Here is a 26,677-nt window from a genome sequence, read left to right as displayed (position 1 = left end):
CGCCTACACCACCAAGTCCCGTATCACCAGGGGCACTCCGGTCATCACGGTCAAGCCCAACTCGGCTCCTGTCGAGCCGGCCCCGGCCGCGGGCACCGTGGAGGAACTGGCCGTCACCTTCTCCGAGCGGGCCACCGGGACGAAGGTCGTCGCCCGCACCCCGCGTGAGTCGACCGGCCGCCCCGAGCTGACCGAGGCCGCGATCGTCGTCTCCGGCGGACGCGGCGTCAACGGCGCGGAGAACTTCGCGATCATCGAGGCGCTCGCCGACTCCCTCGGCGCCGCTGTGGGTGCCTCGCGTGCTGCTGTGGACGCGGGCTGGTACCCGCACTCCAACCAGGTCGGCCAGACCGGCAAGTCCGTCTCCCCGCAGCTCTACATCGCCTCCGGTATCTCCGGCGCGATCCAGCACCGGGCGGGCATGCAGACCTCGAAGACGATCGTCGCGGTCAACAAGGACGCCGAAGCACCCATCTTCGACCTCGTCGACTACGGCATCGTCGGCGACCTCTTCCAGGTCGTTCCCCAGCTCACCGAAGCCATCAAGGCACGCAAGGGCTGAAGACCGCCGCTGCTATCGGGAGTTGTTGGTTGCTGGGGTGGTCACGAGGAGTCGGGTGCCGTGGGTTCGGTCCGAGGACGGGCCCGTCTCGATCGCGAACTCTCCCGGTTCCACAGCGCGTTCGCCTTCGCGGGTGATGGAGGCCAGAGTCCGCGCCCCCACCTGGAAGCGGACTTGTGTTCTTTCTCCGGGTTCCAGCACGGTCCGGGTGAAGCCGCGTAGTTCTCGTACGCGTGGCCATGAGGTGCCGCCGACCACCCGGCGTACGTAGAGCTGAACGGTTTCCCGGGTGGACCGGTCGCCGGTGTTGCGGATCTCGACCGTGCACAGAAGCGGCTCTTCTGTGCCGGCGGACGTGCCCGTGGCGAGTTCGGCCGCCGTGACGGAAGTGCGGGAGAGCCGGGGTTCGCCGTACTCGACCGTCGTGTAGCCCATCCCGTGGCCGAACGCGTGGCGCGCGGTGGCGGGCTGGTCGACGTAGCCGCGGTAGCCGTGGTCCTTCCCGTTGTAGAACACGGGCAGTTGCGCCGCCGACCGGGGGACCGAGACGGGGAGCCGGCCCACGGGTTCCGCCGTGCCGAACAGGACGTCCGCCACCGCGCGTCCGCCCCATGGGCCGGGGTACCAGGCGCTGAGTACCGCCCCGGCCCGGTCGGAGAGGTCCGGCAGGGCGTGCGGTCGTCCCTGGACCAGCACCACGGCGACGGGGGTCCCGGTGGCCGCGACCGCGTCGAGCAGGGCCGACTGGCCTTCGGGGAGGCCGAGTTCGGCCAGGTCCACGCCCTCCCCGCAGGTCATGCCCACGGGGTTCCCCACGGAGACGACCGCCGCCCCGTTGGCGTCGAAGCGTGTCCCCGACGCCCGTGCGCTGGAGCCGCCGAGCACCACCACCGCGACATCGGCGTCCGAGGCCAGAGCGACCGCCGCGGGCACGGCCGACAGGTCGCCGCCCACGAGATCGCTGCCCCGAGCGTGAACGACCTCCACGCCGTCCGGGGCCGCGGCCCTGAGCCCGTCGAGGACGGTGATGCCGGTGCCGGGCCGCTGCGGTGCGGTGTAGTCGCCGATCTGCTGAGGTACGGAGTCGGCGTTCGGGCCGACGACCGCGACCCGCCGGACGCCGCCGGTCAGGGGGAGGGTCACGCCGTCGTACGCGAGCAGGGTGACGGATTCCCGGGCGATGCGTTCGCTGAGGTGTTCCGGGCCCGGGGCCGGGGCGCGTTGCCCGGTGTACGGCTGCTCGAAGAGGCCGAGCCGGAACTTCAGGGTGAGGACCCGTCCGACCGCGGTGTCGAGGGTGTGCTCGTCGACCAGCCCACGTCGCACGGCCTGCTCCAGCCGGGGGAAGCTGTCGTCCCACAGGCTCAGGTCGGTGCCCGCCTTCAGCGCCATCGCGCCGGCCGCCGCCGGGTCCCCGGCCAGCCGTACCAGGCGGTCGATCGCGAGTCCGTCGGCCATCACCAGTCCGGTGAACCCCCACCGTTCGCGGAGGATTCCGGTCAGCAGTTCCCGGTTCGCGGCACACGGGAGGCCGTTGAATTCGTTGTACGCCGCCATGACGCCCGCCGCCCCGGCGCGGACGCCTGCCAGTGCGGCCTCCAGGTGGATCTCGTGCAGCTCACGGGTGCCGAGTTCGGTGGCCGCGCTGTTACGGCCGCCGACCGTGGCGCCCTGCCCGGCGAAGTGCTTGAGCACGACAGCGGCCCGGTCCGGCGCGATGCGCTCTCCCGGCGGTCCTTGGACGCCGCGTACCAGGGCTTCGGTGAACCGGGCCGCCAGGTAGGGATCCTCGCCGAAGCACTCCTCCGCGCGGCCCCACCGTGGATCCCGCACCAGGTCGAGCGCGGACACCAGCGCCACATGGCCGCCGCGTGAGCGGAGCTGCGCGGCGGCGAGGGCGACGGCCTCCTCGTACAGTTCCGGGTTCCAGGTGGCGCCGACGGCGAGGTTGACGGGCAGCAGCGTGCCGTCCAGTGCCTGGAGGCCGTGCGGCATCTCCTCGACCAGCAGGACGGGAATGCCGAGACGGGTGTTCTCCACCACGTGCCGCTGCACGTCGTCGCTGACCCGGGCACCGTCCGCCGCGCCGATGCCCGTGGCCGCCGTCACGCCCGACCAGGGGTCGGCGCGCTGCAGCCCGTAGAGCGCGCCCATCCCGTCGTACGCGGCCACTTCAGTCCGGAACGCCCCGGTCAGCCGGTGGCCCGAGGAGGTGCGTTCGTACGCGTCCCACCCGTACATCCGCTGGTTGACCTGCCCCACCTTCTCGGTGAGTGTCATCCGCGCCAGCAGGTCACGCACCCGGTCGGCGACGGGCGCCGTGGGGTCCCGGAACATCGGTTCGGACATCGGATGGCTCACTTTCACGCAACAGCAGGGGGTGTGCGCCGCTACGGCAACACACCTGGTGGGCACAGGAGTTCGCGGCGAACACCTGGCGGGCTCAGAGGTTCGCGGCGGGCCCGGAGCTCGGGCCCCGGGCCCGCCGCGAAGGCGGCCGGTCAGCGCGGTTCGGGCCGGCGCAGTTCGAGGACGCGCACCCCGTACGGGGCGATCACCACGTCCCGTACCGGTTCGCCGCCGGCCGGCTCGCGCAGCTCTCCGTCCGCCGACGGGCGGACGGTCAGCTCCTCGTCCGACTGGCTCACCAGCCACACGTAGCGGGTGCCGTCCTCATGGACCAGGGTGTCGGCGGCGACGTACGGCGTGTCGACCGTCACCGGCCGTGTGGCCCCGGCGAGTTGGGCGAGCGCCGCGTACAGGCGGTGTGTCTGTTCCGGGTTCGCGCGGGCCGTGCGGGCGGCCATGTGCTCCAGCGGGTAGGTGGCCAGGACCGTACGGCCCTCGCCCGTCTCGTGGCACAGCAGCGCCGGGCGGCCGTGCGCGTCGGTGGCGACGACCCGCGCACCGGCCGGTACGACGGGCAGGTAGGCACGGCTGTCCTCGTTGCCGGCCACCGGGAAGCGAAGGGTCTCGCCGGCGGCTATGGAGCCGAAGTCCTCGGTGAACGTCATCTCCAGAACGTCGTCCTCGATCGGTTCGGCGACCCCGTAGGAGAGCTGGAGCTCCACGCCGAACAGGCCGTCCAGATCGTGGAACCACGGGCCGCGTGTCGCCGGGTGCTCGCCCGAGCAGAACGACAGGTAGACCGTGGCGCCCTCCCGGGCCCGCCGCTCCAGCACGCGCCGCGTACGGGTGGTCAACTGCCGTGTCGAGGGCAGCAGATACAGCGCGGCGTCCTCCGGCAGCCCGTCCGCCTCCCTGGCGAGCGCCACGGGCAGGTCCGCGCCGCGCGCGGCCACGTACCCCTGGTGCAGCGACGTGAAGATCAGCGGCCGGTCGGCGGGCCGGCTGTAGGGGTAGCCGCGCTCCAGGAAGGCGGGCACGACCAGGGCGGTGTCGGCGTCCGTCCGGCGGCAGCGGGCGAAGTCGACCCGCTTCAGCACCCCGGCGAAATCGGCCAGCTCCCGCAGCGGTTCCTTCGGCCGGCCGGTGTGGTCGGTGATCCCGAAGTGCATCTCGAAGGGGTGGTGGTCGTACGGAGACTGCTCCCACAGTTCGTCGTAGTCGGTGTTGTTCCAGGCGATCCAGCCCGTCGCCCCGCCCAGCAGCGAGTTGTGGAGGGTCTGGCGGTAGAACACGCCCGCGTTCGCCGCGGACACGGTGTCGGTCGACAGCCCGAACTCCTCCAGGACGACGGGCCGGCCGGTGACGGCGGCGAGTTCGCACTCGAACGCGGCACGGTAGTGCTGGCGCGCCCGGTCGGTGTCCGAGCGGTAGACGTGCGGTCCCACGAAGTCGACGTACTCGGCGGTGTCCCGCAGCGAGAAGCCGTTGTCGCGGCCCGTCACCTCGATGCCCCACGCGCCGTCCCCGAGCGACACGGGCTGGATGCCGCCCGCCGCCCGTACCGCGTCGCACATGAACTGCGCCCAGGCGGTGACGACATCGCTGGAGGGCGGGTCGACCTGGTAGATCCGGCCGTAGCCCGGCATCTCGTTGGTGATCAGCCAGCCGGTGACCGCGGGATGGTCCTTGAAGCGGCGGGTCATCTGGGAGACGAACCACGCCTGCCGCCCGACGAGCCACACGTTCTCGTACAGATCACGGTTCCCGCGCCAGGCGGGATCCCAGTTCTCGCCCGACATGTGGCCGACGATGAAGGTGGGAACGGTCCCCATGCCCGCCTCGGTGTGGGCGTCCAGGAAGTCACGGAAGCGGTCGCACAGCTCCTCGTCGATCCGCCCCGGCTCCGGGTGGAAGTCGGGCCAGTAGAAGAAGGACCGGGTCATGTTCAGCCCGTGGTCCCGCAGGACTGCCAGCTCCTCGCGGACCGTCTTCGGCTCGTAGTTCCGCCACATCAGCGGACCACCGGTGCGGGACCAGAAGTTGGCGCCGAGCCAGGGCAGGACGGCGGAGTCATGGGTGAGCTGGGCGCTGTGACGTCGCATGGTCTTTCTCTGACCTCTTCGAAGTGCGGGGGTGGGGCAGGTGCGGCCGGCGCGGGGCCCGTTCGGGCCTGGCCGGGTGAGCCGCGGGGCAGGGCGGGGGCCGTGCCCCGGCGGGCCGCGTGCGCCGCGGATCGGGAGGCTCATGCTTCAGGGCGCGGACGGTACGGGGCCGGTGGACTCCCGTACGACCAGGCGCGGGCGTCCGTCGAGGACCGGCGGGGGTACGTCCTCGCCGTACCGGACGAGCAGTGTGCGGGCGGCGGCGGCACCGACCCGCTGCACCTGCTGGTCCACGGTGGTGAGCCGGGGGTGCAGCCAACGGCCCAGCGGCAGGTTGTCGTACCCCACCACCGACACGTCGGCGGGCACCCGCAGCCCGCCGCGCTGGGCCGTACCGATACCGCAGACGGCCATGGAGTCGTTGGAGAAGACCAGCGCGGTCGGCCGGTCGGGCAGGGCGAGGAGTTCCTCGGTGACCGCGACGGCCGCCCGCTCCGTGAAATCGGTGTGCCGGACGGCGGCGGGCCGCAGCCCCGCTTCGGCGAGGGCGTCCTCGAACGCGGCCCGGCGCAGCCCGGTGTGCACCAGATCGGCCGGACCAGCGATGTACGCGAGGCGCCGGTGGCCCAGCTCAAGCAGGTGCGCGACGGCCTCACGGACACCGGCGTCCTGCTGCCCGAGGCCGACACCGGGCACGGGCGAGGCCGGGTCAGGCGCGCCCAGCAGTACGGCGGGCAGCCCGAGGTCGCGCAGCAGCCGCGGGCGGGGGTCGTCCGCCCGCGCGTCGGTCAGGACCGCGCCGTCGATCCGGCCTTCCGCGGCCAGCCGTTCGTACAGCGCGCTCTCCTGGGCCATGTCGGCGACCAGATGGAGGAGCAGACCGTAGCCCCGGGGGGCCAGTTCGCCCTCCAGACCGGTGATCAGCTCACTGAAGTGCGGGTCCGCGCCCAGGACATCGGTGGGCCGCCGCACGACGAGCGCGATCGTACGGGTGCGCGCCCGGCGCAGGGCCGACGCCGACGCGCTCGGCGACCAGCCCAGTTCGGCCGCCGCGTCCAGGACCCGGCGTCGGGTGGCATCCGAGATCCGGCCGGTGCCGTTGACGGCCTGGGAGACCGCGGCGGTGGAGACCCCGGCCGCGGCGGCCACGGCCTTGATCGTGGGCCGCGCGGCCGGGGCCCCTGACCCCGGCGACGTGCCCGCGCCGTTCCCCGCGTCCTCAGGACGCTCCTCGATACGTACCTTCACATCTTCACCGCCCCGCTGACGAGAGCCTGCTGCATGCGCTTCTGGAGCACGGTGTACACCACCCACACCGGGACCAGCGTCAGTACCGTGCCCGCCGTCAGAATGCCGTAGTCGGTGCCGGTCAGGGACTTCAGGGTGGGCAGGGCCACCTGTACGGTGCGCTGCTCGGGGTCGGGGCCGATGATGACGAGCGAGTAGAGGTACTCGTTCCAGAAGGTCAGGAAGTTCAGCAGGAGGATCGTCGCGATCCCCGGCATGCACATCGGCGTGTAGATGTGCCGCAGGACGGCGAAGGTGGACGCGCCGTCCAGGCGTGCCGCCTCCTCCATCTCCTGCGGGATGGTCCGCATGAACTGCACCAGGATCACGACCGAGAGCGGCATCGCCGTGGCCGGCAGGAACAGCACCATGAACGCCCGGGTGTGGAACAGCCCGGTCGCGGCGGCGAGCAGGAACGTGGGGAACAGCGCGGCGAACGTCGGGACCAGGAATCCCAGCGAGAACACCCGCTCCACGAACGCTCCGAGGCGCCCCTGGCTCCGCGCGATGGCGAAGGCCGCCGGAATGGCGAGCGCCAGGGTGAGAGCCAGCGCGAGCACCGTGACCAGCGCGGAGTTGACGATGGCCGTGCCCAGATCCGCGGAGGAGAACGCCTCCCCGAAATTGTGCGGGGACAAGGAGGCCGGCAGGGCGAACGGGCTCCCGAAGATCTGGTCGTTCGTCTTGAACGCCGAGACCAGCAGGTAGTAGAGGGGGACCACCAGCAGTGCCGCGTACAGCCAGGCGAGGATATGGGCCGGCAGCCAGGACCTTCCGAACTTCATGGAACCGCTCCGATCAGTAGTTCTGGCGGAAGACGCGACGGATGGTCAGCAGCCCGGCCAGACCGGCCAGGAACAGGACCACACCGACGGTCTGGCTGTAGCCCAGATCGGCCGCGATGAACGCCTTCTGGTACACAAGGAAGGACAACGTTGTCGACGAGCTTCCCGGACCGCCCTGGGTGAGCAGCAGCACGTTCTGCGCGGAGCCGAACAGGGTCCACAGGAACTGAAGCATCGTCACGACACCGACGAAGTCCCGGATGACGGGGAAGTGGATACGCCACATGGCGCGCCAGTGTCCGGCGCCGTCCAGCTGGGCGGCCTCCCCGATCTCGTCCGGCACGCTGCCCAGCCGGGCGGCGAACAGCACGGCCGTGAAGCCGATGCCGCTCCACACGTCGAGGACGATCAGGCAGTACAGGGCGGTGGACGGCGAGGCGAGCCAGGCGTCCGTCAGCGAACCCAGACCGACCTTGTCCAGACCGCCGTTGAGCAGCCCGTCCGGCGAGAGGACCGCGTAGAAGACCATCGCCTTGGCCGGGGTGGAGATCAGACCGGGGATGAAGAGCAGGTACCGCAGAGCGCGGTGGCCCGGCGGCCTCTGCGCGACGTAATACCCCAGCATGTACGCGCACACGATCATCACCGGCAGCGCGACGACGAGTTGCACCGCCGTGTTGCCCACGGCGTCCCAGAAGACCGGGTCGTCGAGGACGGCGCGGACGTTGCCGGAACCGGCGAACGACACCGGCTGGAGCATGCCCGGCCAGTGCAGGGCGGCGATGACGAAGATGGCGACCAGCGGGCCGACCATGAAGACGAGGTACCAGACCAGTGCCGGTACGGCCAGGACGACCCCGCCCTGCTTGCGGCGAGAGGGAGCGGCGGGGGACGGCGACGGGGGGTCCGGCCGGCGGACCGGGGCGCCGCCCGGGGCGGACGAGAGCAACGTCATGAGGGGCCTCGCAGAGGGCTCGGGCGCGCGGATCAGGCCGTGCGGTAGGCGGATTCGAGGGCGGAGCGCACGGCGGCGGCGCTCGTCCCCGGGGTGAAGGCGGTGCTGGTCGCCGTGATCAGCGGCTGGGTCGCCGTCGGCGGGACGTACAGATCGGGCAGCAGGACCTGGCTGACCCGCTCACCGAGCCGCTGCGCCTCGGCCACCAGCGGGAACTGCTTGCTGACGGTGTCCGTCACGAGAGCCATGTCGCGTCCGCTCTCGGTGATGAAGCGTGAGACCACCTCGGGCCGGTACATGAAGCGCAGGAACTTCTCGACCGAGGACAGCTTCTTGACGCCGTTGGGACTGATCCAGAAGCCGATGAGGGTGTACGAGCGCAGGATCGTCGGTTTGTCGTGCGAGGCGCCGGGGGCCAGCGGCCAGCCGCCGATCGCGGTGTGCCCTGCGGGCTTCGGGGCGACCTTCGCCAGCGCAGAGGACATCGCGGACTGGATGGCAGCCGCCTCGGTGTTGTACTGCGTCGTCATCGTGTCGGAGGTCAGTCCCTGCGCCTTGTCGGCGAAGACACCGGCGTCGCGCAGCTGTACGAAGTAGTCGATGCCCTCGCGGACGCCCCTGCTGCCGCTGAAGTCACCGGTCGAGTAGACGTTCCTGGCCTCGTCGGGCGTGAGGAAGGTCTGGATGATCTGGGCCAGCAGCTTCTGGCCGGTCCAGTCGTTGCCGCCGACGGTGACCGGGGCGATGCCCTTGGCGCGCAGCTTGCGCGCGGCGCCGATCAGCTGGTCCCCGGTGGTGGGTACGGAGTCGACGCCGGCCCGCTCCAGCAGGGCCGTGTTGTAGGCGACGGGCCAGTTGGTGGCGAAGTAGGGGAAGGCGCGCAGCCTGCCCTTGCTGTCGGTCCACTCCGCCAGGGCGGCGGGCAGGACGCGCTCGCGCAGCCCCCAGTCGTCGAGATACCCCTTCACATCGACGGTGGCACCGACATCGGTCCAGGCCAGGGTCTTGTCGTAGAGGTTGACCATGACCACGTCCGGCTCCTTGCGGGCCAGCCGGGAGGTCTCGTACACCTGGGGAAGGTCGTCGCCGTTGACGAGGTTCTTGATCCGGAGCCCGGGGTTCTCCTTCTGGAAGGCCTTGACGGCGGCCGTGTAGGTGGGGGAGCCCGGTGCGGTGGTGCCGAGCTGGGTGTGCACGAGCAGGGTGCCGGGGTCGGAATCGGCCGAGGCGAACGTGGAACAGCCGGACAGGGCGGGAAGTGCGGTAGCGGCGGCGAGGCCGGAGCCTGCCACGAGGAAACCGCGCCGACTCGGGGATGAGCGCACAGCGGGATGTCTCCAACCAGGACGTTAACCATGTGGTTAATCGATGTACCAGTGGGCTGCGAGAAACTTAGGGGCACTTCCCGAAACGGTCAACCCCCAGTTGCGCATGCTGTCGTGGGGAACGGGCCGCTGCCGCTGCACCGCGGTGCCGGGCGGACCCTCGGAATCCGCCTGCGGCCCAATGGAGTTGACGGCTGCGGGGCGCCGGCGTTGTCACCGGTCCCGGGTAACGTGCTCGCCGTGATGGTGGGAACCGATGAAACCCGGCTGGTTGTGCTGCGCGGCAACAGCGCCTCGGGGAAGTCGTCCGTCGCGGCCGGCCTGCGTGAGAGGTTCGGCCGCGGCCTGGCCGTGGTGGGCCAGGACAACCTCCGCCGCATCGTGCTCCGCGAGCGCGACAGGCCCGGCGCCGCGAACATCGGCCTGATCGGCCTGACAGCCCGTTACGCCCTGGACGCCGGATTCCATGTGGTGGTCGAAGGCATCCTCTACGCCGACCGGTACGGCGGGATGCTCGCGGATCTGCGTGCCGACCACCGGGGCCCGACCCACGGCTACTACCTGGATGTGCCGTTCGGCGAAACGCTCGCCCGGCACGCCACCAAGCCGATCGCCGATGATGTCAGCGAGACGCAGCTGCGCGACTGGTACCGGGCGCGTGATCTGCTGCCCGGCGGCATCGAGACCGTCATCGGCGCCGACAGCGCCCTGCACGAGTCCGTCGAGCGCATCATGAACGACACCGGTTTGGCCTGCCTGCCCGCCGTGGACCGCTGACCGGAGCCCTGCTGCGGTCAAGGCACTGGGCTGACTGCTGCGCGGGCGCTCACGCTAGGCGGAGGCTCGGACTTCGCCGGTTGTGACCTGGGGTGGGTGGGGGAGTTGTGAGGTGAGGTTGTCGCGTACGAAGTGTGATGCCCGCAGGGTTGATTCCTCGGCACCGGCCCGGTCCTGGAAGACGCTGGTCGAGACGAGTACTCCGTTCCCGGCGTCGGTCCAGTAGAAGGCCACGAAGCCGGGGATCCGGCGTACGAGCGGTACGAATCCTTCTTTCACGAGGCGTGTCACCTCGGGCGGATCGGTCACGCCTTCGTAGCGCCGTACTGCTGCGTACATGGCTGGTCTCCTCGCGGGTTGGGGGCGCCCTGTGCTGAGGTGCCGTACCCCCGCTGCGGCCAACTCGCCCACGAGGTATCCGGCAATCACCGGAAGGGCCGCTCGTGGTGATCCGGACGGCGGGTCCGGTAGCGCGCGTAGATCAGTCCGCTGCTGTCGAAGGCACGGTTCTCGACCAGTTCGAGATCGAGGCGCACGCCGTCGGGGAAGAACCGCTTGCCGCCGCCGACCACGCTCGTGGTGATGAACAGGTGGTACTCGTCCACCAGGCCGGCCGCGATCGCCTGGGCGGCGAGGTTCGGGCCGTCGACGGTGAGGTCGTGGTCAGCCTCGGCCTTGAGCTTGCGCACCGCGTCCGGGTCGAAGGTCCGCTCGATCCTGGTCTTCGAACTGGACACCGTCTCAAGCGTCGTGGAGTACACGATCTTCTCCGCGGCCTGCCAGTCGCGGGCGTACCGCAGGATGTGCGGCGGCTGGTCGGGTTCGCTGTGCGCGGTCTCCCAGTAGACCATCGTCTCGTACATCCGCCGGCCGTAGAGGTAGGTGCCGACGGGGCGGAAGAGGTCGTTGACGAAGGTGTGCACCTCCTGGTCGCCGGCCCCGGTGCCGAGGTCGCCCTCCGCGGCCTCGGCGTAGCCGTCGAGGGAGGTGATCATCGAGTAGATGAGCTGTGCCATGGCGTTTCCTCCGGGTAGGGGCGCGTCGGTCGGCGCGCGGCGGTCCTGCGGGCTGTGACCTCCGCGGCACCCGGAACTCATCGGTCGGTCGGCCGGCCGGCCGGCTGCGTCAGCCGTCCGATCCCCCCCGCCGCCCCGCCGCCCCGCCGCCCCGCCGGCTCACGTGCGGTTCACGGCGCTCACGCCGGTTCGGGTGGCTCTGGGGCTGGGCCGGGCGCAGGCTGGAAGCAGGGGCTTTTCACGTTGTACGGCACGGGGGATGACCTGGAGGTGGTTCATCATGTCCACGCTCGTCGGATGGCACGTGGAGCTGGAGTTCACTGAGGAGGGCAGCCGCACCTCCGCCGCGGCGCTGGTCAGACTTACCGACGGTTCGGAGCTGAGGGGACGGGGTTACGCGTTGCGTCACCCGAGTGACCCCGAGCAGCTGCGGGTGGGGGAGGAGATCGCGGGTGCGCGGGCTCTGGCGGACCTTGGGTCGCAGCTCCTGCAGAAGGCGCACGCGGAGATCGACGAGACGACGGGCCGTCACTCCCACCCGATCAACCACTGAGGGCCCGGCTGGTCCGGCTCGCGGCTGCGCCGCGGGGGCCCCGGGGCCGCGCCGTCGCCCCTACGGCTTGCCGCGGCACGGCGACCGGGATGGTCTCGACCCGGCTATCGGGTCCGGTGCGGATGTCCTTCCGCCTCGCGGAGGACGTTGCGCACGACGTAGCGGGTGATTCCGCCGTGGCGGTAGTAGTCCGCCTCCCGTGCCGTGTCGAGGCGCACGCGCATCTCGAAGCGGAGGTCATCCGCCCGCACGTCGACGGTGTCGGGGACTTGGTGGCCGTTGAGCCGCTCCAGGCCGGTGATCGTGATCGTCTCCGTTCCCCTGAGTCCCAGGGAGTCGGCGCTCTGGCCGTCGAGGAACTGCAGCGGCAGCACGCCCATCCCGATGAGGTTGGAGCGGTGGATCCGTTCGAACGACTCGGCCAGCACCGCCTTTACGCCCAGGAGCGCGGGTCCCTTGGCGGCCCAGTCGCGCGAGGATCCGGTGCCGTACTCCCTCCCGGCCACGACCACCAACGGCACGCCGGCCGCCTGGTACGCGACCGCGGCGTCGTACACAGTGGTGACCTCGCCCGTCACGAAGTCGCGGGTGAAGCCCCCCTCCATGCCGACGACCAGCTGGTTGCGCAGGCGCACGTTGGCGAAGGTGCCGCGCGTCATCACTTCGTGGTTTCCGCGGCGCGAGGCGTAGGTGTTGAGCTGGAAGCGTTCGACGCCGCGCTCGGTGAGGTAGCGGCCGGCGGGGGTGTGCGGTGGGATGGCACCCGCTGGTGAGATGTGGTCGGTGGTGACCGAGTCGCCGAGCCTGACCAGCACCCGCGCCCCGCGTATGTCCCGCACCGAATCCGGCTCGGGCGTCAAACCGTCCAGGTAGGGAGGGCGGCGCAGATACGTGGAGGCGTCGTCCCATGCGAAGGTCTCCCCTTCCGCCGCGGCCAGCCCGCGCCAGCGCGCGTCGCCGGCGAAGACGGTCGCGTAGGCGCGCTCGAACATGGCGGCGTCGACGGTGGATTCGATGGCGGCCCGCACCTCGCGTCCTGAAGGCCACAGATCCCGTAGGAGCACCGGACGTCCGTCCGCGTCCGTTCCGAGAGGGTCCTTGACGAGGTCGATGTCCATTGTCCCGGCCAGCGCGTACGCGACCACCAGTGGCGGCGACGCCAGGTAGTTCATCCGCACGTCGGGGTTGATCCGACCGTCGAAATTGCGGTTCCCCGAGAGCACCGACACCACCGCGAGGTCGTGCTCGCGGACCGCGTCGCTCACGGCCGGGATCAGCGGACCGGAGGCGCCGATGCAGGTCATGCACCCGTACCCGGTGAGATGGAAGCCGAGCTTCTCCAGATACGGCGTCAGGCCCGCGTCGTTCAGATAGTCGGTGACGACCGTCGAGCCGGGCGAGAGGCTCGTCTTCACCCAGGGCTTGCTCCGCAGCCCCCGCTCCACCGCCCGCTTCGCGAGCAGCCCCGCCGCGACCATGACTGACGGGTTCGAGGTGTTCGTGCACGAGGTGATGGCGGCGATCGCGACGGCGCCGTGGTCGAGAGTGAAGGCGCCGCTCCCCAGGCCGACGGCGACCTCACGGCGTGGGCGGCCCGGGACCGCCCCGGGCTGCCCCGTTCGCGGGAGGAGGCGAGTGTCCGCCTTCGTGCGGATGCCGTCGTCCGCCACCTCCAGGATGCCGGGGAGGGCCTTGCGGAAGTCCCGCTTCGCCGCTGTGAGCGGTACCCGGTCCTGCGGGCGGCGCGGGCCGGCGAGCGACGGGACGATGGTGCCGAGGTCGAGCTCGACGTACTCGGAGTACGCCGGGGTGTGCTCCGGGTCGAGCCACAGCCCCTGCCGCTTGGCGTACGCCTCGACCAGCTCCACGACCGCCGCGGGCCGGCCGGTGAAGCGCAGATAGCGCAGGGTTTCCGCGTCGATCGGGAAGTAGGCACAGGTGGAGCCGAACTCCGGGCTCATATTGGCGATCGTCAGCCGGTCGGGGAGTGCCGTGGCGCCGACACCCGGGCCGTAGAACTCCACGAACTTCCCCACGACGCCGTGTGCGCGCAGCTGCTCGGTGATGGTGAGGACCAGGTCGGTGGCGGTGGCTCCCTCCGGCAGCTCCCCGTACAGCCGGAAGCCGACGACGCGCGGCAACAGCATGGACAGCGACTCGCCCAGCATCACCGCCTCCGCCTCGATGCCGCCGATGCCCCAGCCCAGCACACCCAGCCCGTTGACCATGGTGGTGTGGGAGTCGGTGCCCAGGCAGACGTCGGGGAACGCCCAGCCCTCCTCTGTGGTCACCACGCGGGCCAGGTATTCGACATTGACCTGGTGCATGATCCCGGTTCCGGGCGGGACGACGTCGAAGTCCCTGAGCGCCTGCCGGCCCCACTTCAGGAAGCGGTAGCGCTCGGCGTTCCGGCCGTACTCGATGTCGACGTTACGGACGATCGCGTCCGGAGTGCCGAACACATCGGCGATCACGGAGTGGTCGACGACCAGCTCGGCCGGAATGTGCGGATTGACGCGGGCGGGGTCCGCCCCCAGCGCGGCCGCCGCGTCCCGCATCGCCGCGAGGTCGGCGAGCGCGGGGACTCCGTTGGTGTCGTGGAGGAACACCCGCGACGGGCTGAGGTCCACCGACCGCGCGTGGTCCGGTCCCGTGCCCCAGTCGAGCAGGGCCCGCACCTGATCGGCGGTGACGCGGCGGCCGTTCTCGTGGCGCAGCAGGTTCTCCAGGACGACCCGCAGGCTGTACGGGAGGGCCGGAACATCCAGGCGGCTGAGGTCGTGGATGCGGTACGCGGTGTCGCCCCCGACTCGCAGCACTCCCTCGGTGCCGAAGGTGTTCAGCGCGCGGATCTGGCTCGGTCGGCTCATCGGTGGCTCTCGGGATCTCGGTGCCTCGCGGGGCGACGGTGGTTCTCGGTGATGTCGTCGGGGAATGCCGGGGCGCCGAAGGTGTTCACATGTCCGCCCGGCTCCACGTACCGCTCGGCCACGGCCCGCCAGGCGGTGTAGTGCGGGGCCCGCCGGTGGGACACCCGGAAGGACCGCTCATCGGCGTAGATCTCGTACAGGTGGAAGACGTTGGCCTTCTCGGTGCTGCGGTGCACGTCGAAGCGGAGGCAGCCGGGCTCGTCGCGCAGACTCGCCCGCGCGTTCACGTGGATGCCTTCGAGGAAGTCGTCGACCAGTTCGGGCTTCACGGTGAGCGTCACGAACACCGTGAACATCACACCGCCCCGGTCAGGACGGTGTCCTCGAACGGCACTCCGCATGACGTCCCCAGCTCGCTCAGCTCACTGACCGCTCTGTCCGGCAGCCGCACTCCCGCCGTCGCCCCGTCGCGTTCCGCACGGACCTCGGGCTCGCCCGGGTAGAGGATCTCGGCGACATCGGGCGCCGTCGGCACGGCTTTCGTCCGGACGATGAGGTCGTCGACGCGGGCCGCGAACTCCTCGTCGGGCATCAGGGCATCGATACGCAGGGCCAGCACCAGGTGGCCGCACCGGCTTGGCAGGTCGGGGACGTAGGGACCGGCGACGTCGGTGCCGTAACCGCTGCCGGTGAGCACGCCCGACAGGACGTCCATGACGAACGAGATCCCGTACCCCTTGTGTCCGGCCATCGGTGCCAGCAGCCCGTGGACCGCGACCTCCGGATCAGTGGTCGGCACCCCGTGCTCGTCGAACGCCCACGTGTCGGGTATCCGCTCGCCGCGCTGCGCCGCCGCGTAGATCTTCCCCCGGGCGACACCCGTGTTGGCGATGTCGAGGACGACCGGCGGGTGCTGGCCGCCGGGGGTGGCCACCGACCACGGGTTCGCGCCGACGGTCTTGCGTGTGCCGCCCCACGGTGCCATCGCCGGGCTCCCGTTGGTGGTGAGGATCCCGACACAGCCGCGGTCCGCCATGCGGCGCGTCCAATAGGCCGCCGTACCGAAGTGGTTGCTGTTGCGTACGGCGACCACGCCCACCCCGTGGGTCTGAGCCCGGTCGACCGCGTCCCGGGTCGCGAGGTCGGCGACGACCTGCCCGATGCCGTCGCGGCCGTCGAGTACGGCGATGGCGCCGCTGTCGGTCACCAGGACGGGCCGGGTACGGGCGCGCACGGCCCCGGAGCGGAGTCTGGCGGCGTACCACGGGAGGCGGAGCACTCCGTGCGACGGGTGGCCCCAGAGGTCGGCGGTCACCAGGCTGTCGGCGACCAGCCCGGCATCGGCTGCGGGCACGTCGAGTGAGGCCAGGACCTCTGAGCCGAACCGGATGAGCCGCTGGGGGTCTACGAGGGTGGTCATGCCGGAAACCTCCGGTTGAGTTCGCTCACCTGGGACGGGGTGAGGGGACGGATGTCAAGGCCGCGCAGCAGAAGGAACAGGCGTGCGGTCTCTTCGAGTTCCTCGGCCGCGTCGGCGGCCGACGCCAGGTCCGCACCCGCGGCGACGGAGCCGTGGTTGGCGATCAGGAAGCACCGGTGGGCCGCGGCCGTCGCCTCGGCCAGTTCTTCCAGCGAGGTGTCGCCGGGTGCGTGGTAGGGCAGCAGGGGGACCCGGCCGACGCGCATGGCGTAGTAAGCGGTCAGCGGGGGGAGTACGTCGGCGGGGTCCGGGTGCTCCAGACACGACACCGCGACCGCGTGCGTGCTGTGCAGGTGGACGACGGCACCCGTGTCCGGACGCATCCGGTGGATAGCCGCGTGGAGGAACGCCTCCTTGGAGGGCGTGGCACCCTGCTGGTGCCGTCCGGCCAGGTCGATGACCGACAGCCGGTCGGCGTGCAGTGCGCCGAGGCTGACTCCGGTGGGGGTCACCAGTATGTGCTCGCCCTTCCGCACGCTGATGTTCCCGGTACGGCCGAACGCGAGCGATCGGGCGAAGAGGGAAGCGCCCAAGGCGACGATGTCGTGCGCGGCGCGGCCTCCCAACAGGTCGGGAGTGAGGGTCATCGGCGCTCCTTCACCGGCGTACTCGGGCCGGCGGCCCCCCGTAGCGCGCGGACCAGCAGGTCCTCGCCGCCGAAGTTGCCCGACTTGAGCAGCAGCGCGACGGACCTCCCCGCCACGTTCGCAAGGCACCAGGGAACCCCCCGGTCCTCCTCGTGCGCGACGGCGACGCTCCCGACCCCGAGCGCCCGCACCACGGCTCCCGACGTCTCCCCGCCGGCGACGACGACCCGGGCGGCCCCGAGCGCCACGGCCTCACGCGCGAGTTCGGCGAGTGTCTGTTCCAGGATCTGCGGCGTACGCGGCCCCAACGCGGTTCGCGCGCGGGAGCGTTCGTCGGGTCCGGCGGACGAGTACACGAGGAGGTGGGGCTCGCTCCGGTTCTGCCGGAGCCAGGTGCGGGCGTCCTCGATCAACTCATCGGGATCGGGAGTCGTTTCGGGGGCCAGCCGGTACGACGGGAGCACCTCGCTGGCCGCGGCGACCTGGGCCAGCGTGGCCGTCGAGCAGGACCCGGCCAGGGCGATCCCCGGCCCCGACGGGAGGCTCAGGTTCTGTGAACGGGCGGGCGCCCGCGTACGCTTCGACGCCCCCAGCGCGCCGGCGAGGCCGGCTCCCCCGGTCAGCAGCCGCGTCCCACCCGAGCCGGCGGCGATCGCCAGCAGATCCTCCTCGCTCAGCGCGTCGGCCACGACGTGCCGGAAGCCGTCGGCGCGCGCCCCCTTCAGGGCCGCGGCCACCGCCTCGCTTCCGTGCCGGACGACGGTCAGCGGGAGGTGCCCGACGGCTCCGTCCGTCTGACGAGACAGCACCCGGCGCAGGTCCGGGTCCGTCATCGGCGTCAGCGGATGGTGCCGCATCGGGGAGTCGGACAGCAGCCGGTCATCGACGAAGTGGTGCCCCTGGTAGGTGGTCCGGCCGTGTTCCGGTGACGCCGGGCAGACGACGGCGAGCGACTCGCCCATCGCGTGCAGCAGGGCATCCGTGACCGGCCCGATGTTGCCCTCGTCCGTCGAGTCGAAGGTCGAGCAGTACTTGAAGTAGACGGTCCCGACTCCCGCCCGGAGCAGCCACGCCAGTACCGCGCGTGCCTGCGACACCGCGTCGCCCGCGGGGACGGTGCGGGTCTTCAGGGCGACCACGACCGAATCCGTCTCCGGCGGCGGGCTCGCCTCGTCGGGCAGACCGAACAGCAGCGTGACGCTCATCCCGTTCCGCCGCAGCGCCGCCGCCACGTCGGTCGCGCCGGTGAAGTCGTCGGCGACGCAACCCAGGGCGATCACGAGCGCCCCCCGCGTGCCGGCGTACCGCCCAGCAACTCCGCCAGGGTCGAGGCCGCCAGATGGGGCCCGGTCACCACGGTGGCCCCGACCGCCTCCGCGACCGCGGCGGCCGCCGGAGCGAGCGAGTACTGGGCGAAGGCGATGACGTCCACGGACTTGTCGAGGCTCCGCGCGGCCTCGGTCATCGCGCCGCGCAGCGCCTCGATGTCCCCGGCCGACGTGGCCGCCGCGGCGCCGGGCGCCACCATCGCCCGTACCGTGCCGGACCGGCCGTTGTCCGCCAGGGCCTCGCGCAGCCGCGCCTCGCTGTCCTTGGCCGCCGGGGCCAGGGAGGCCAGTACGACGACGTGACGCGGCGCCAGATTCACGACCTCGTCGAACATCGCCTGGTCGGAAGCGAGTACCGGCACGTCCGCCGTCACCTGGTCGACGACCGGCCCATACATCGAGCAGGCCAGCTGCACCGCGTCCGCGCCCGCACCGAGGGCGTAGCGGATGAGCGTGTGCATGCGCTCCGCCAGCTCGGGCGTGAGGCCTCCCGCGCGGTCGGCGTCCTTGACGAGCCTGTCGTCCAGGAGGTGCCACACGTCGGCCGCCGGGAAGCTGTCCGCGTAGGCGTCGGTGACGGGACGTATGGTCGCCGGGGTGGCGTGGATGACCGCCACCACGGGTCCAGGGCTGTTCATGACTTCACTTCCTCCCACTCGAACGTCAGCGTCCTGATCGGATGGCATCGACGACCGCCGCTGTGAACTGACCGCAGCCGGCCGTCCCGCCGAGGTCCCGGGTCGCCATGCCGCCGCGGACCGTCCGTGCGACGCCGTCCTCCATCCGGCGTGCGGCGTCGGTGAGGTGGGCGTCGTCGTGCCGCGCGCCGAGCCACTCCAGCAGCATGGCGCTGGAAAGGATCATCGCGATCGGGTTGGCCTTGTCCTGGCCGGCGATGTCGGGGGCCGAGCCGTGGGCCGCCTGGGCCATGGCGTGGGTGTCGGACGAGTTGACGGACGGTGCGATGCCCAGCGAGCCCGCGATCTCCCCGGCCAGGTCGGAGAGGATGTCGCCGAACATGTTCTCCGTGACGAGAACGTCGAACTCGTCGGCCCTGCGCACCAGATGTACGGTCATCGCGTCGATGTGGAAGTCGTCGACCTCCACCTCGGGATACTGCCGGCCGACCTCGCGGCAGACGTCGCGGAAGAGTCCCGTGGTCAGCTTCAGCACGTTGGCCTTGTGCACGATCGTGACCTTGCGGCGACGGCGGCGGGCCAGCTGGAACGCCGCGTGCGCGATCTTCTCCGTCCCGGCCCGGGTGATGATGCCGTGCATGATCGCCACGTCGGGGGTGGGCATCATCTCGCCGGTGCCGCGGTAGGTGTTGCGGTCGGCGTAGAAGCCCTCGGTGTTCTCCCGGGCGATGACGAGGTCAGTGCCTGGCACGACGGCGTTGCCGCCTTCGAAGGCCTTGGCGGGCCGGATGTTGGCGAACAGCCCGAAGTGCTTCCTGATCGTTCCGCTCGGGTTCAGCTGACTCCGGTAGGGCTCCGGGTACGCGGCGCTGTCATGCGGGCCGAGCAGCCAGCCGTCGAGGTCTTCCAGCGCCTTGAGCGTGCTCGCCGGCGTGTGGCTGCCGTGCTCCTCGATGGCGGAGAAGCCGAGCGGGAGCTCGTGCCACGCGATCGGCGCGCCTCCCGCGGCGGTCACGGCGGCATCGACGACGGCGACCGAGGCCGGGACGATCTCAGGGCCGATACCGTCGCCGTTGAGGACGCCGAGGCGGAAGGTACGGGAGGAGGAGCTGGAGGTGGTCACGGGCGGTGCCTTTCGGATTCGGTGAGGTGTGCCGCGCGATGTTCGGGCCGGCGTCCACGGCTGACCTGCTTGTCCGGCTGCGGGTCCGGGGGGCGTCCCCCGCATGAATGCGGCAGTGGCGGGGGCGACGCGTCGTGCGCGTCAGGAGCCGACCGTCAGAAGGTCCTGCTCCTCCTGGCTGAGCCTGACCTCCTCGGGGTAGAGGAGCGCGGCCCCCGGCTTGAAGACCAGATGCACCCGGCCGGAGAGACCGGGCCGGTGGCTCTCGACCTGGACGGCCTGGCTGCCGAGCCTGACGTCGTACGCGTAGCGGGAGCCGACGTACGACGAGGTCAGCACCTCGGTGCTGAGCCGGTTGACGCCGGATACGTCGGCGTCGGCGGCGACGACCTCAAGGCTCTCCGGCCGGACGGCGACCGTGACGACTTGTCCCCGCGAGGTCGCCACCTCCGGCGCCGTGAGCGTGACGACCTCTCCGTCGCAGTCGAGGCGGACGCGGTGGCGTTCGCCCGTGGACTCCTCGACCGTCCCCTGAAGGAAGTTGCAGCGGCCGACGAAGGCCGCGACCTCCGCGGTGGCCGGACGCTCGTAGATGGTGTGAGGGTCGGCGATCTGGAGCATGTGGCCGCCCGACATGACGGCGATGCGGTCGCTGAGGGCCAGTGCCTCTTCCTGGTCGTGGGTGACGTAGACGGTGGTGATCCCGAGCTCTTCCTGGAGCCGCTTGAGCCAGGCGCGGGCCTGCTCACGCAGCTTCGCGTCGAGGTTGGACAGCGGCTCGTCCAGCAGCAGCATCGTCGGCGAGTAGACCAGCGCACGGGCAAGCGCGACGCGCTGCTGCTGGCCGCCCGATAGCTGGTGCGGGTAGCGGCCGGCGAGGCCCGCGAGGCCGACCTTGTCCAGCGCCTCGTCGATGAGCGTCTTCTGCTTCTCCCTGGGCACCTTACGGATGTTCAGCGGCATCGCGAGGTTCCTGGCGACGGTCATGTGCGGCCACAGGGCGTACGACTGGAAGACCATGCCGAGGTTGCGCTCCTCCGGCGGGAGGAACACCCGCTTGTCCACGTCCACGAACACGGTGCCGCCGACCGTGATGGATCCGCCCGTCGGCTGTTCCAGCCCGGCCACGCAGTTCAGGGTCGTGGACTTGCCGCAGCCGCTCGGTCCCAGAAGGGTGAAGAACTCGCCGTCCCTGATGGTGAAGGTGTTGTCGTGCAGGACGGTGCTGTCACCGAAGGTCTTCTTGAGGTGCGTGACGGCGAGTTCAGGCATGGTGCTTCCCTCTCATGAGCAGGCCCGCGAGCGCGACGAACGTCGCGGTGATGGCGATCTGAATGGTGGCGAGTGCCGCGACGGAGCCGGTGCTGCCCTGGGCCCAGAGCTCAAGCATCGTCGTGCCCATGACGTTGTTGTCGGCCGAGCTGAGGAAGACCGCCGGGGAGTACTCCTTCAGCATGATGACGAAGGTGAGGATCATGGCGCCCACGAAGGCCGGGGTGATGAGGGCACGCAGGACCCGGAAGAACGTCGTGACCCAGTCGGCGCCGGCGACGCGGGCGGCGTTGTCGAGCTCGGTCCCGATCTGCAACGTCGAGGGGGCGACCGAGCCGAAGGCGCTGGGCAGGGCGCGCAGCCCGAAGGCGACGATCAGCGCGGCGAGCGTGCCCGGGAGCAGGCTGTCGAGCCCGAACGGAGCGTAGGCGAAGGCCCAGAAGAAGCCGATGCCGATGATGATGCCGGGGACCGACTGCGGGATCAGGGCGAGGTACTCGATGGTGCGGGCGTACCGGAAGGTCGAACGCCGGGAGACCATGACCGCGAACACCGCGAGGACGCTGATCAGTACGGCGCCGACGCCGGCGACGGTGATGCTGTTCCAGATCGACTGCACGTAGGAGTCGTAGGCGGTGATGGTCTCGTAGTTCTTCGTGGTCAGGAAGTCGAACGGGTTGCGCAGCGGCGTGAAGATCAGGGTGAAGGAGCGGAAGACCAGGCCCAGGATCGGCACCAGCGCGCCGAAGACCACGTAGCAGAGGATGACGGTGACGCTCACCCACTTCAGCCACCCCAGGTCCAGCGGACGGGGGCGCGTCGCCTTGCCTCGGACCGAGACGAACCGGGCGGCGTCCTTCAGGAGCTTCGCCTGGACGGCGACCAGGCTCACTGTGACGCAGAGGATGACCACCGATGCGGCGCCGAGGACCGAGTAGTCGGGATTCACGGACTGCAGGCCGTTGCGGTACAGGAACGTGGAGAAGACGTCGATGCCCACCGGCTGCCCGTAGAGCAGGGGCACGCTCAGGGTCTCCACGGACATGGAGAAGACGAGGATCGAGCTGTAGACCATCGGCGGCCGGAGCATGGGGATGATCACCTGCCCGAGGATGCGCAGCGGTCCCGCTCCGCAGACCTGCGCCGCCGACTCCAGCGAGGCGTCGGACTGGCGCAGCGCGTTCGCGCAGAACACATAGGCGATGGGAGCGAGTGCGACCGCCTCGGTGACCGCCATGCCGGGGATGGAGTAGAGGTTCCAGGGCACGCCGCCGAACACCTCGCGGAACTGGGTGCTCACGAACCCGGCGGGGCCGTACATGATGATCCAGCCGAAGCCGAGGATCAGGGAGGAGATGAAGAACGGCCACTGCATCGCCCCCGCGATCAGGCGCCCGCCCGGCAGTCTCGTCCGTACGACCACGACGGCCATGGGCACCGCGATCACCAGCGAGAGGAAGGTCGTCAGCGAGGCGAAGAGGAGCGTGTTCCACACCACTTGGCCGAACCCCGCGTCGGTGAAGAGGCTCCGGTAGCCGTCGAGCGTGAAGACTCCGCCCGACTCGTACAGGGGGACCGAGCGGATCGACTGGATCAGGGTCGGCACGATCGGAGCCAGCACGAACAAGGCCAGCAGGGCCAGCACCGCGTAGTGCACGGCCGTGTCACGCCCGATGCCCAGGGGGCGCCGGTAACGGGGTGGCCTGAACTCGGGCTCCGCCTCCTGCCGCGGTGGCGGCTGGGGAGGGCTGCTGGTCAAGGTGGTCATGTCCGGTCGCTCCGATCGTGCGGTCGTCAGTGCGTCTAGGGAGGGGGCTACTTGCCGACGAGGCCGTCGAAGCGCTTCAGCCACGCTTCGGACTCGGCCTTCGGGACCTCGGTGTACGGGACCTGGATGGCCTTGTCCTCGCCGACCTCGGCGACCAACTCCTGGTAGGTGTGGAGGCCGGGGCCGGAGATGCCGTCCCGGTACGACGACAGCCCACCCTCGGCGACCGAGCGCTGGCCCTCGTCGGAGAGCAGGAAGTCGATGAAGAGCTTCGCCGTCGCGGGGTGCGGGGCGTCGGCGGCCAGTCCGACGCCGCGCGGCAGGACGACGGTGCCCTCCTCGGGGTACAGGACGTCGACCAGTCCGTCGCTGTCCTCGACCACGGGGAAGGCGGGGCCGCCGCTGATGAAGAACCCGGCCATGTACTCACCGGCGAGGATCTTCTCCATCTGAGTGCCCGACGAGGTCTCAGGGCGGGTCTCGGGCAGCAGCTTCGCGAAGTCGTCCCAGGCGGTCGGGAGCGCTTCGGTGTACGCACGGGTGACCGTGAACCCGAACGAACTCTCCGGGTCGCGGACCGTGATCTTGTCGCTGAACTTCTTCGGGTCCTCCGCGACCTTCTCGGCCAGGTCGTGGATGCCCTTCGGTGCTTCCATGAGCGTGGTGTTGTACGCGATCAGCTGCGGGTCCATCGACATCGCGTAGACATTGGGCAGCAGCTTCGCGAACTCCGGCAGCTTCGACAGCTCCGGCGACTCGTACGGTGCCAGCGTCCCGGGGCGGGCCGCGAAGGTCGCCCAGGCGCTGGCGGCGTTGGACACCGCCAGGTCGACCGGCGAGGTACCCGTGGCCTGCTCGCTGAGGACCTTCTGGAACACCTCGTCGCTGTCCAGGTCGTTCGCGGAGATCTTCTTGACGAAGCCGTACTTCTTCCTGAAGTCGCGGAAGACAGGCGCCCAGTTCTCCTCCGAGGTGTTGGAGTAGATCGTCAGCGTGCCGCCCTCCTTCTCGGCTTCTTCGATCAAGTCGGTGTATTCGGCGGGGTAGTGGTCCGGCACCTGGCCGGCCTTGATCGGGTTCTCCTTCGGCTTCTCGGCCGCGCTGCCGCCCCCGCCGCCGCAGGCGGTCAGGGCCGCGAGCGCGACCGTGCCGGCGACCACAAGGGAGAGGCGTCCCCGCTGGTGGGTCCCGCAACGGGACTGGATTGACTTCATGGGCCGCTCCTCAGACGACGGCACGGGTGGTGACGGCCCTCACCCTGGAGGTTATAACCTATGACAGTCAAGGGTCAGGTCGTGATCGGATGTGACTCCGGGGTCCTGGGGTCATGTCGGATACCGTCAACTGCGGGTCTGAACAGTCTCTTTCCGAGCCCGGACAGCAGCTGCGCCGGTGTGGGCCGGCTCATGGAGGGCGGCTTGGGCGAACATCCAACCCTCAAGACAGGAGCCATATTTCGCGGTAGGTTATAGCGAACTCACGAAGAGAGGCCGACTGACATGTCCGAACCCGCCGGGGTGTACGCGACCAAGAGCGACTTCGCCTACACCCGTATCCGCGAAGGCATCCTCTCCGGCGAGTTCGAGCCCGGTGCCGTCCTTCAGCAGGCCGGACTGGCGCGCACCATCGGTATCAGCACCACTCCTCTGCGCGAGGCTCTGCGGCGGCTGAAGTCCGAGGGCCTGGTCGAACTCGACGCGCACCGCGACGCCCGGGTCGCCTCGCTCACCGCCGAGGAGGCGCGAGACCTCCTGGAGATCCGGCTCTCGCTCGATCCGCTGGCCGCGGCGCTGGCCGCGGAGCGCCGGACGAAGGAGGACATCCGCCGTATCCGCAAGCTGGCGACGGACGTCAAACCGCTGCAGAGCAACCCCACGACGTCCGACCTGGGTGCCCATCGCGCCTTCCATCAGGCCGTCTACCGGGCGTCCCACAACGATCTCCTCATCTCGACGCTCGACAGCCTGTGGGACAAGGCGGACCGATACCGGCGGTTGGGCCTGGAGGTGGTCCGTACCCAGGAGGAGCGGGACCAGAAGGACCACGAGCACCACGCGCTCGTCGACGCCGTGGCCCGGGGTGACGGCGTCGAAGCCGCCACGGTGATGCGCCGGCACATCAGCACCTCGCTCGGCGCACGGGCGGCCACACGTCTCGGCGCGGAGCCGGGGCAGCCGGTCCCGCAGCTGACCTGAACCCCGACAGAAAAAGCATGGGCATACTGCCACCGGCGACGCGGCTCCTGGCGCCGCTGTACGCGCACACCTTCCTGGTCCAGGCCGTCACGTTCGTACTGCGGCCGACCGCGGTCTACCGGGCCATCGAACTGGACGTCCCCGCGTCCTGGCTCGGCGCTCTCGGGGCGAGTTTCGCGCTCGTACCGCTCGTACTGGCGGTCCCCGCCGGTCACGCCGCCGACCGCTTCGGTGAGCGCGCGGTCATGCTGCTGGGAGGTCTTCTGACGCTCCTGTCGGTGCTGTGCTTCGTGCTGGTCGCGCACGAGGTGTGGGGCGTCGTCGCGGGCAGCGTGCTGCTCGGCACCGGCCATCTGGGCTCCGTCGTGGGGCAGCAGGCGTTGGTTGCCAACCGGACACCACGGGCCGGGTACGACACGGCGTTCGGGCACTACACCTTCGTCGCGTCGGCCGGGCAGGCACTCGGCCCGCTGCTCATCGTCTTCTTCGGCGGCTCGCGGACACTCCCCGACACCGGGGCCATCTTCACCGGATCGCTCGCCCTGGCCGCGGTCCTCTCCGTCACCTCGTTCCTCGTCCCCGGCGGCCGGGCGGAGGCAGGCGGGAAGGAGCAGCACGCGGGCACGGTCCGCGATCTCCTGCGCCGGCCCGGTCTGGTCCGCGCCCTGACGGTGAGCTGCGTCGTCCTGGCGGCGGTCGACATCACCATCGTCTACCTGCCCGTCCTCGGCGCGGAGCGCGACATCGCCGCGGGCACGATCGGTGCGCTGCTGGCCGTACGGGCCGCGGCGTCGATGGTCTCGCGGCTGTTCCTCGGCCGACTCGTACGGCGGCTGGGCCGCGGCCGGTTGCTGACCGGAAGCATCGTGCTGGCCGCCCTGGGCACGGCGCTCGTCGCCCTGCCGGGGCCGGTGTGGCTGCTCGCCCCACTCGTGGTGGCCATGGGCTTCGGCCTCGGCACGGGCCAGCCGCTGACGATGTCGTGGCTCGCCGAGGCGACACCCCCTGGACTGCGCGGGCGGGCGATGTCGCTCCGCCTCACCGGCAACCGGCTCGGTCAGACCGTGGTCCCGTCCGCCGCCGGCGCCCTGGCCGTCGGTGCCGGAGCCCCAGGCGTACTCGTGGCCACGGCCGTCGCACTCGCCGCCGCGGGCACCGCGGCCCGCGGTATCACCCAGTCACCTCCCTCAACTCCCTAGCAAGGCAAGGAAAGGGTTCCCACATGACCGAGTTCACGCCCACCGCGGACCTGTACGACGAGCACGGCGAGGAACTGGCCTCGTGCGACACGCAGTTCCGGCAGTACGGCGGACGCGCCCGCTTCCAGGGAACTGTGGTGACAGTACGCAGCCACGAGGACAACGCCCTGCTGAAAGGGGTCCTCGCCCAGCCCGGCCATGGCAGGGTCGCTGTCGTCGACGCCGGCGGATCCCTGCACTGCGCGATGCTCGGTGACAGGATGGCCGAACTCGCCGCGTCCAACGGCTGGGAGGGCGTCATCATCCACGGTGCGATCCGCGACGCGGCGGCGGTCGCCCGTATCGACATCGGGGTCAAGTCGCTCGGCACCAACCCCCGCAAGAGCCGCAAGGACGGCGTGGGCGAGGTCGACGTACCGGTGGCTTTCGGCGGCGTGGTCTTCACGCCGGGCGCCCGGATCGTGAGCGACGAGGACGGTGTGGTCCTGCTGCCCGCCTGACCTCCG

At 70.6% G+C, this 26,677-nt stretch carries 24 protein-coding genes; 6 read left to right on the top strand and 18 right to left on the bottom strand.

What is annotated here, in order from left to right:
- Positions 1-562 (top strand): electron transfer flavoprotein subunit alpha/FixB family protein (locus tag ACFWV8_RS26155; RefSeq protein WP_384208284.1); only part of this gene is annotated, 562 nt, incomplete at its 5' end.
- A gap of 12 nt (positions 563-574) precedes the next feature.
- On the opposite strand, the gene ACFWV8_RS26150 is transcribed toward ACFWV8_RS26155, so the two are convergent.
- The 6 genes from ACFWV8_RS26150 to ACFWV8_RS26125 all read right to left on the bottom strand — a co-directional run bounded on the left by ACFWV8_RS26150 (position 575) and on the right by ACFWV8_RS26125 (position 9,365).
- The gene (locus ACFWV8_RS26150) at positions 575-2,911 is read right to left on the bottom strand and encodes a glycoside hydrolase family 3 N-terminal domain-containing protein (protein WP_384208276.1); all 2,337 of its coding nucleotides are present in this window, start codon (positions 2,909-2,911) and stop codon (positions 575-577) included.
- Between the two features lie 152 nt (positions 2,912-3,063).
- A complete protein-coding gene (locus tag ACFWV8_RS26145) occupies positions 3,064-5,013 on the bottom strand; it encodes a cellulase family glycosylhydrolase (protein WP_384208273.1) in 1,950 nt (649 codons plus the stop codon).
- A 147-nt stretch (positions 5,014-5,160) separates the two neighbouring features.
- Entirely contained in the window at positions 5,161-6,162 is a 1,002-nt protein-coding gene (locus ACFWV8_RS26140) for a LacI family DNA-binding transcriptional regulator (protein WP_384208291.1), read from the bottom strand.
- Between the two features lie 95 nt (positions 6,163-6,257).
- Positions 6,258-7,085, bottom strand: coding sequence for a carbohydrate ABC transporter permease (locus tag ACFWV8_RS26135; RefSeq protein WP_384208269.1), 828 nt, complete (start codon positions 7,083-7,085; stop codon positions 6,258-6,260).
- Positions 7,086-7,098: 13 nt separating this feature from the next.
- The gene (locus tag ACFWV8_RS26130; RefSeq protein ID WP_384208266.1) at positions 7,099-8,040 is read right to left on the bottom strand and encodes a carbohydrate ABC transporter permease; all 942 of its coding nucleotides are present in this window, start codon (positions 8,038-8,040) and stop codon (positions 7,099-7,101) included.
- A 32-nt stretch (positions 8,041-8,072) separates the two neighbouring features.
- On the bottom strand, positions 8,073-9,365 hold the full coding sequence (locus tag ACFWV8_RS26125) for an ABC transporter substrate-binding protein (RefSeq protein WP_329392014.1): 1,293 nt from the start codon (positions 9,363-9,365) through the stop codon (positions 8,073-8,075).
- Positions 9,366-9,608: 243 nt separating this feature from the next.
- On the opposite strand from ACFWV8_RS26125, the gene ACFWV8_RS26120 reads away from it, so the two are divergent.
- The gene (locus ACFWV8_RS26120) at positions 9,609-10,142 is read left to right on the top strand and encodes a kinase (protein ID WP_384208262.1); all 534 of its coding nucleotides are present in this window, start codon (positions 9,609-9,611) and stop codon (positions 10,140-10,142) included.
- Positions 10,143-10,196: 54 nt separating this feature from the next.
- Here the strand turns inward: ACFWV8_RS26120 and ACFWV8_RS26115 are convergent, their stop codons facing one another.
- Together ACFWV8_RS26115 and ACFWV8_RS26110 are read right to left on the bottom strand one after the other, a co-directional pair.
- Positions 10,197-10,481: a hypothetical protein gene (locus ACFWV8_RS26115; protein WP_384208258.1), complete on the bottom strand. Its 285-nt coding sequence runs from the start codon at positions 10,479-10,481 to the stop codon at positions 10,197-10,199.
- A gap of 86 nt (positions 10,482-10,567) precedes the next feature.
- The gene (locus tag ACFWV8_RS26110; RefSeq protein ID WP_384208254.1) at positions 10,568-11,158 is read right to left on the bottom strand and encodes a dihydrofolate reductase family protein; all 591 of its coding nucleotides are present in this window, start codon (positions 11,156-11,158) and stop codon (positions 10,568-10,570) included.
- Between the two features lie 280 nt (positions 11,159-11,438).
- On the opposite strand from ACFWV8_RS26110, the gene ACFWV8_RS26105 reads away from it, so the two are divergent.
- Complete coding sequence (locus ACFWV8_RS26105) at positions 11,439-11,711, top strand: DUF1876 domain-containing protein (protein ID WP_384208250.1); 273 nt, start codon at positions 11,439-11,441, stop codon at positions 11,709-11,711.
- Between the two features lie 104 nt (positions 11,712-11,815).
- Here ACFWV8_RS26105 and acnA read toward each other — a convergent pair whose 3' ends face one another.
- From acnA to ACFWV8_RS26055, 10 genes are all read right to left on the bottom strand, one after another.
- A complete protein-coding gene (acnA, locus tag ACFWV8_RS26100) occupies positions 11,816-14,581 on the bottom strand; it encodes an aconitate hydratase AcnA (protein WP_384208244.1) in 2,766 nt (921 codons plus the stop codon).
- Positions 14,578-14,937, bottom strand: coding sequence for a putative quinol monooxygenase (locus ACFWV8_RS26095; protein WP_384208237.1), 360 nt, complete (start codon positions 14,935-14,937; stop codon positions 14,578-14,580). The genes acnA and ACFWV8_RS26095 overlap by 4 nt, the downstream gene beginning before the upstream one ends.
- Positions 14,937-16,001: an Ldh family oxidoreductase gene (locus ACFWV8_RS26090; RefSeq protein ID WP_384208232.1), complete on the bottom strand. Its 1,065-nt coding sequence runs from the start codon at positions 15,999-16,001 to the stop codon at positions 14,937-14,939. Before ACFWV8_RS26090 ends, ACFWV8_RS26095 begins: the two co-directional genes overlap by 1 nt.
- Positions 15,998-16,648, bottom strand: a complete 651-nt coding sequence (otnC, locus tag ACFWV8_RS26085; RefSeq protein WP_384208227.1) for a 3-oxo-tetronate 4-phosphate decarboxylase — start codon at positions 16,646-16,648, stop codon at positions 15,998-16,000. The genes ACFWV8_RS26090 and otnC overlap by 4 nt, the downstream gene beginning before the upstream one ends.
- Entirely contained in the window at positions 16,645-17,928 is a 1,284-nt protein-coding gene (gene otnK / locus ACFWV8_RS26080; protein ID WP_384208220.1) for a 3-oxo-tetronate kinase, read from the bottom strand. Before otnK ends, otnC begins: the two co-directional genes overlap by 4 nt.
- The gene (locus tag ACFWV8_RS26075; RefSeq protein WP_384208214.1) at positions 17,925-18,614 is read right to left on the bottom strand and encodes a hypothetical protein; all 690 of its coding nucleotides are present in this window, start codon (positions 18,612-18,614) and stop codon (positions 17,925-17,927) included. Before ACFWV8_RS26075 ends, otnK begins: the two co-directional genes overlap by 4 nt.
- Positions 18,615-18,639: 25 nt before the next feature.
- Positions 18,640-19,737, bottom strand: a complete 1,098-nt coding sequence (locus ACFWV8_RS26070) for an isocitrate/isopropylmalate dehydrogenase family protein (RefSeq protein ID WP_384208208.1) — start codon at positions 19,735-19,737, stop codon at positions 18,640-18,642.
- Between the two features lie 141 nt (positions 19,738-19,878).
- Positions 19,879-21,009: an ABC transporter ATP-binding protein gene (locus ACFWV8_RS26065; RefSeq protein ID WP_384208200.1), complete on the bottom strand. Its 1,131-nt coding sequence runs from the start codon at positions 21,007-21,009 to the stop codon at positions 19,879-19,881.
- Positions 21,002-22,777: an ABC transporter permease gene (locus ACFWV8_RS26060; protein WP_384208195.1), complete on the bottom strand. Its 1,776-nt coding sequence runs from the start codon at positions 22,775-22,777 to the stop codon at positions 21,002-21,004. The genes ACFWV8_RS26065 and ACFWV8_RS26060 overlap by 8 nt, the downstream gene beginning before the upstream one ends.
- A 47-nt stretch (positions 22,778-22,824) precedes the next feature.
- Positions 22,825-23,991 (bottom strand): ABC transporter substrate-binding protein, encoded by a 1,167-nt coding sequence (locus ACFWV8_RS26055; RefSeq protein WP_384208189.1) that lies wholly within the window; start codon positions 23,989-23,991, stop codon positions 22,825-22,827.
- 285 nt (positions 23,992-24,276) lie between these two features.
- Here ACFWV8_RS26055 and ACFWV8_RS26050 point away from each other — a divergent pair, with 285 nt between their 5' ends.
- Genes ACFWV8_RS26050 through rraA form a run of 3 tightly spaced genes read left to right on the top strand, consistent with a single transcriptional unit; the run spans position 24,277 to position 26,671 of the window.
- On the top strand, positions 24,277-24,972 hold the full coding sequence (locus tag ACFWV8_RS26050) for a GntR family transcriptional regulator (protein ID WP_384208184.1): 696 nt from the start codon (positions 24,277-24,279) through the stop codon (positions 24,970-24,972).
- A 17-nt stretch (positions 24,973-24,989) separates the two neighbouring features.
- Positions 24,990-26,171, top strand: coding sequence for an MFS transporter (locus ACFWV8_RS26045; protein WP_384208179.1), 1,182 nt, complete (start codon positions 24,990-24,992; stop codon positions 26,169-26,171).
- A 23-nt stretch (positions 26,172-26,194) separates the two neighbouring features.
- Complete coding sequence (gene rraA, locus ACFWV8_RS26040) at positions 26,195-26,671, top strand: ribonuclease E activity regulator RraA (protein ID WP_384208176.1); 477 nt, start codon at positions 26,195-26,197, stop codon at positions 26,669-26,671.
- Positions 26,672-26,677 lie beyond the last annotated feature (6 nt).

The organism is Streptomyces sp. NPDC058665 (assembly GCF_042714995.1).
Taxonomy (GTDB): Bacteria; Actinomycetota; Actinomycetes; order Streptomycetales; family Streptomycetaceae; genus Streptomyces.
This window is presented reverse-complemented; position numbering and strand designations above follow the sequence as displayed.

What these genes read in the sequence shown, in the direction of transcription:
- ACFWV8_RS26150 (WP_384208276.1), bottom strand. Translation starts at nt 2,911, where the DNA reads ATGTCCGAACCGATGTTCCGGGACCCCACGGCGCCCGTCGCCGACCGG.
- ACFWV8_RS26145 (WP_384208273.1), bottom strand. Translation starts at nt 5,013, where the DNA reads ATGCGACGTCACAGCGCCCAGCTCACCCATGACTCCGCCGTCCTGCCC.
- ACFWV8_RS26135 (WP_384208269.1), bottom strand. Translation starts at nt 7,085, where the DNA reads ATGAAGTTCGGAAGGTCCTGGCTGCCGGCCCATATCCTCGCCTGGCTG.
- ACFWV8_RS26130 (WP_384208266.1), bottom strand. Translation starts at nt 8,040, where the DNA reads ATGACGTTGCTCTCGTCCGCCCCGGGCGGCGCCCCGGTCCGCCGGCCG.
- ACFWV8_RS26120 (WP_384208262.1), top strand. Translation starts at nt 9,609, where the DNA reads ATGGTGGGAACCGATGAAACCCGGCTGGTTGTGCTGCGCGGCAACAGC.
- ACFWV8_RS26115 (WP_384208258.1), bottom strand. Translation starts at nt 10,481, where the DNA reads ATGTACGCAGCAGTACGGCGCTACGAAGGCGTGACCGATCCGCCCGAG.
- ACFWV8_RS26110 (WP_384208254.1), bottom strand. Translation starts at nt 11,158, where the DNA reads ATGGCACAGCTCATCTACTCGATGATCACCTCCCTCGACGGCTACGCC.
- ACFWV8_RS26105 (WP_384208250.1), top strand. Translation starts at nt 11,439, where the DNA reads ATGTCCACGCTCGTCGGATGGCACGTGGAGCTGGAGTTCACTGAGGAG.
- acnA (WP_384208244.1), bottom strand. Translation starts at nt 14,581, where the DNA reads ATGAGCCGACCGAGCCAGATCCGCGCGCTGAACACCTTCGGCACCGAG.
- ACFWV8_RS26095 (WP_384208237.1), bottom strand. Translation starts at nt 14,937, where the DNA reads ATGTTCACGGTGTTCGTGACGCTCACCGTGAAGCCCGAACTGGTCGAC.
- ACFWV8_RS26090 (WP_384208232.1), bottom strand. Translation starts at nt 16,001, where the DNA reads ATGACCACCCTCGTAGACCCCCAGCGGCTCATCCGGTTCGGCTCAGAG.
- otnC (WP_384208227.1), bottom strand. Translation starts at nt 16,648, where the DNA reads ATGACCCTCACTCCCGACCTGTTGGGAGGCCGCGCCGCGCACGACATC.
- ACFWV8_RS26075 (WP_384208214.1), bottom strand. Translation starts at nt 18,614, where the DNA reads ATGAACAGCCCTGGACCCGTGGTGGCGGTCATCCACGCCACCCCGGCG.
- ACFWV8_RS26065 (WP_384208200.1), bottom strand. Translation starts at nt 21,009, where the DNA reads ATGCCTGAACTCGCCGTCACGCACCTCAAGAAGACCTTCGGTGACAGC.
- ACFWV8_RS26060 (WP_384208195.1), bottom strand. Translation starts at nt 22,777, where the DNA reads ATGACCACCTTGACCAGCAGCCCTCCCCAGCCGCCACCGCGGCAGGAG.
- ACFWV8_RS26055 (WP_384208189.1), bottom strand. Translation starts at nt 23,991, where the DNA reads ATGAAGTCAATCCAGTCCCGTTGCGGGACCCACCAGCGGGGACGCCTC.
- ACFWV8_RS26050 (WP_384208184.1), top strand. Translation starts at nt 24,277, where the DNA reads ATGTCCGAACCCGCCGGGGTGTACGCGACCAAGAGCGACTTCGCCTAC.
- ACFWV8_RS26045 (WP_384208179.1), top strand. Translation starts at nt 24,990, where the DNA reads ATGGGCATACTGCCACCGGCGACGCGGCTCCTGGCGCCGCTGTACGCG.
- rraA (WP_384208176.1), top strand. Translation starts at nt 26,195, where the DNA reads ATGACCGAGTTCACGCCCACCGCGGACCTGTACGACGAGCACGGCGAG.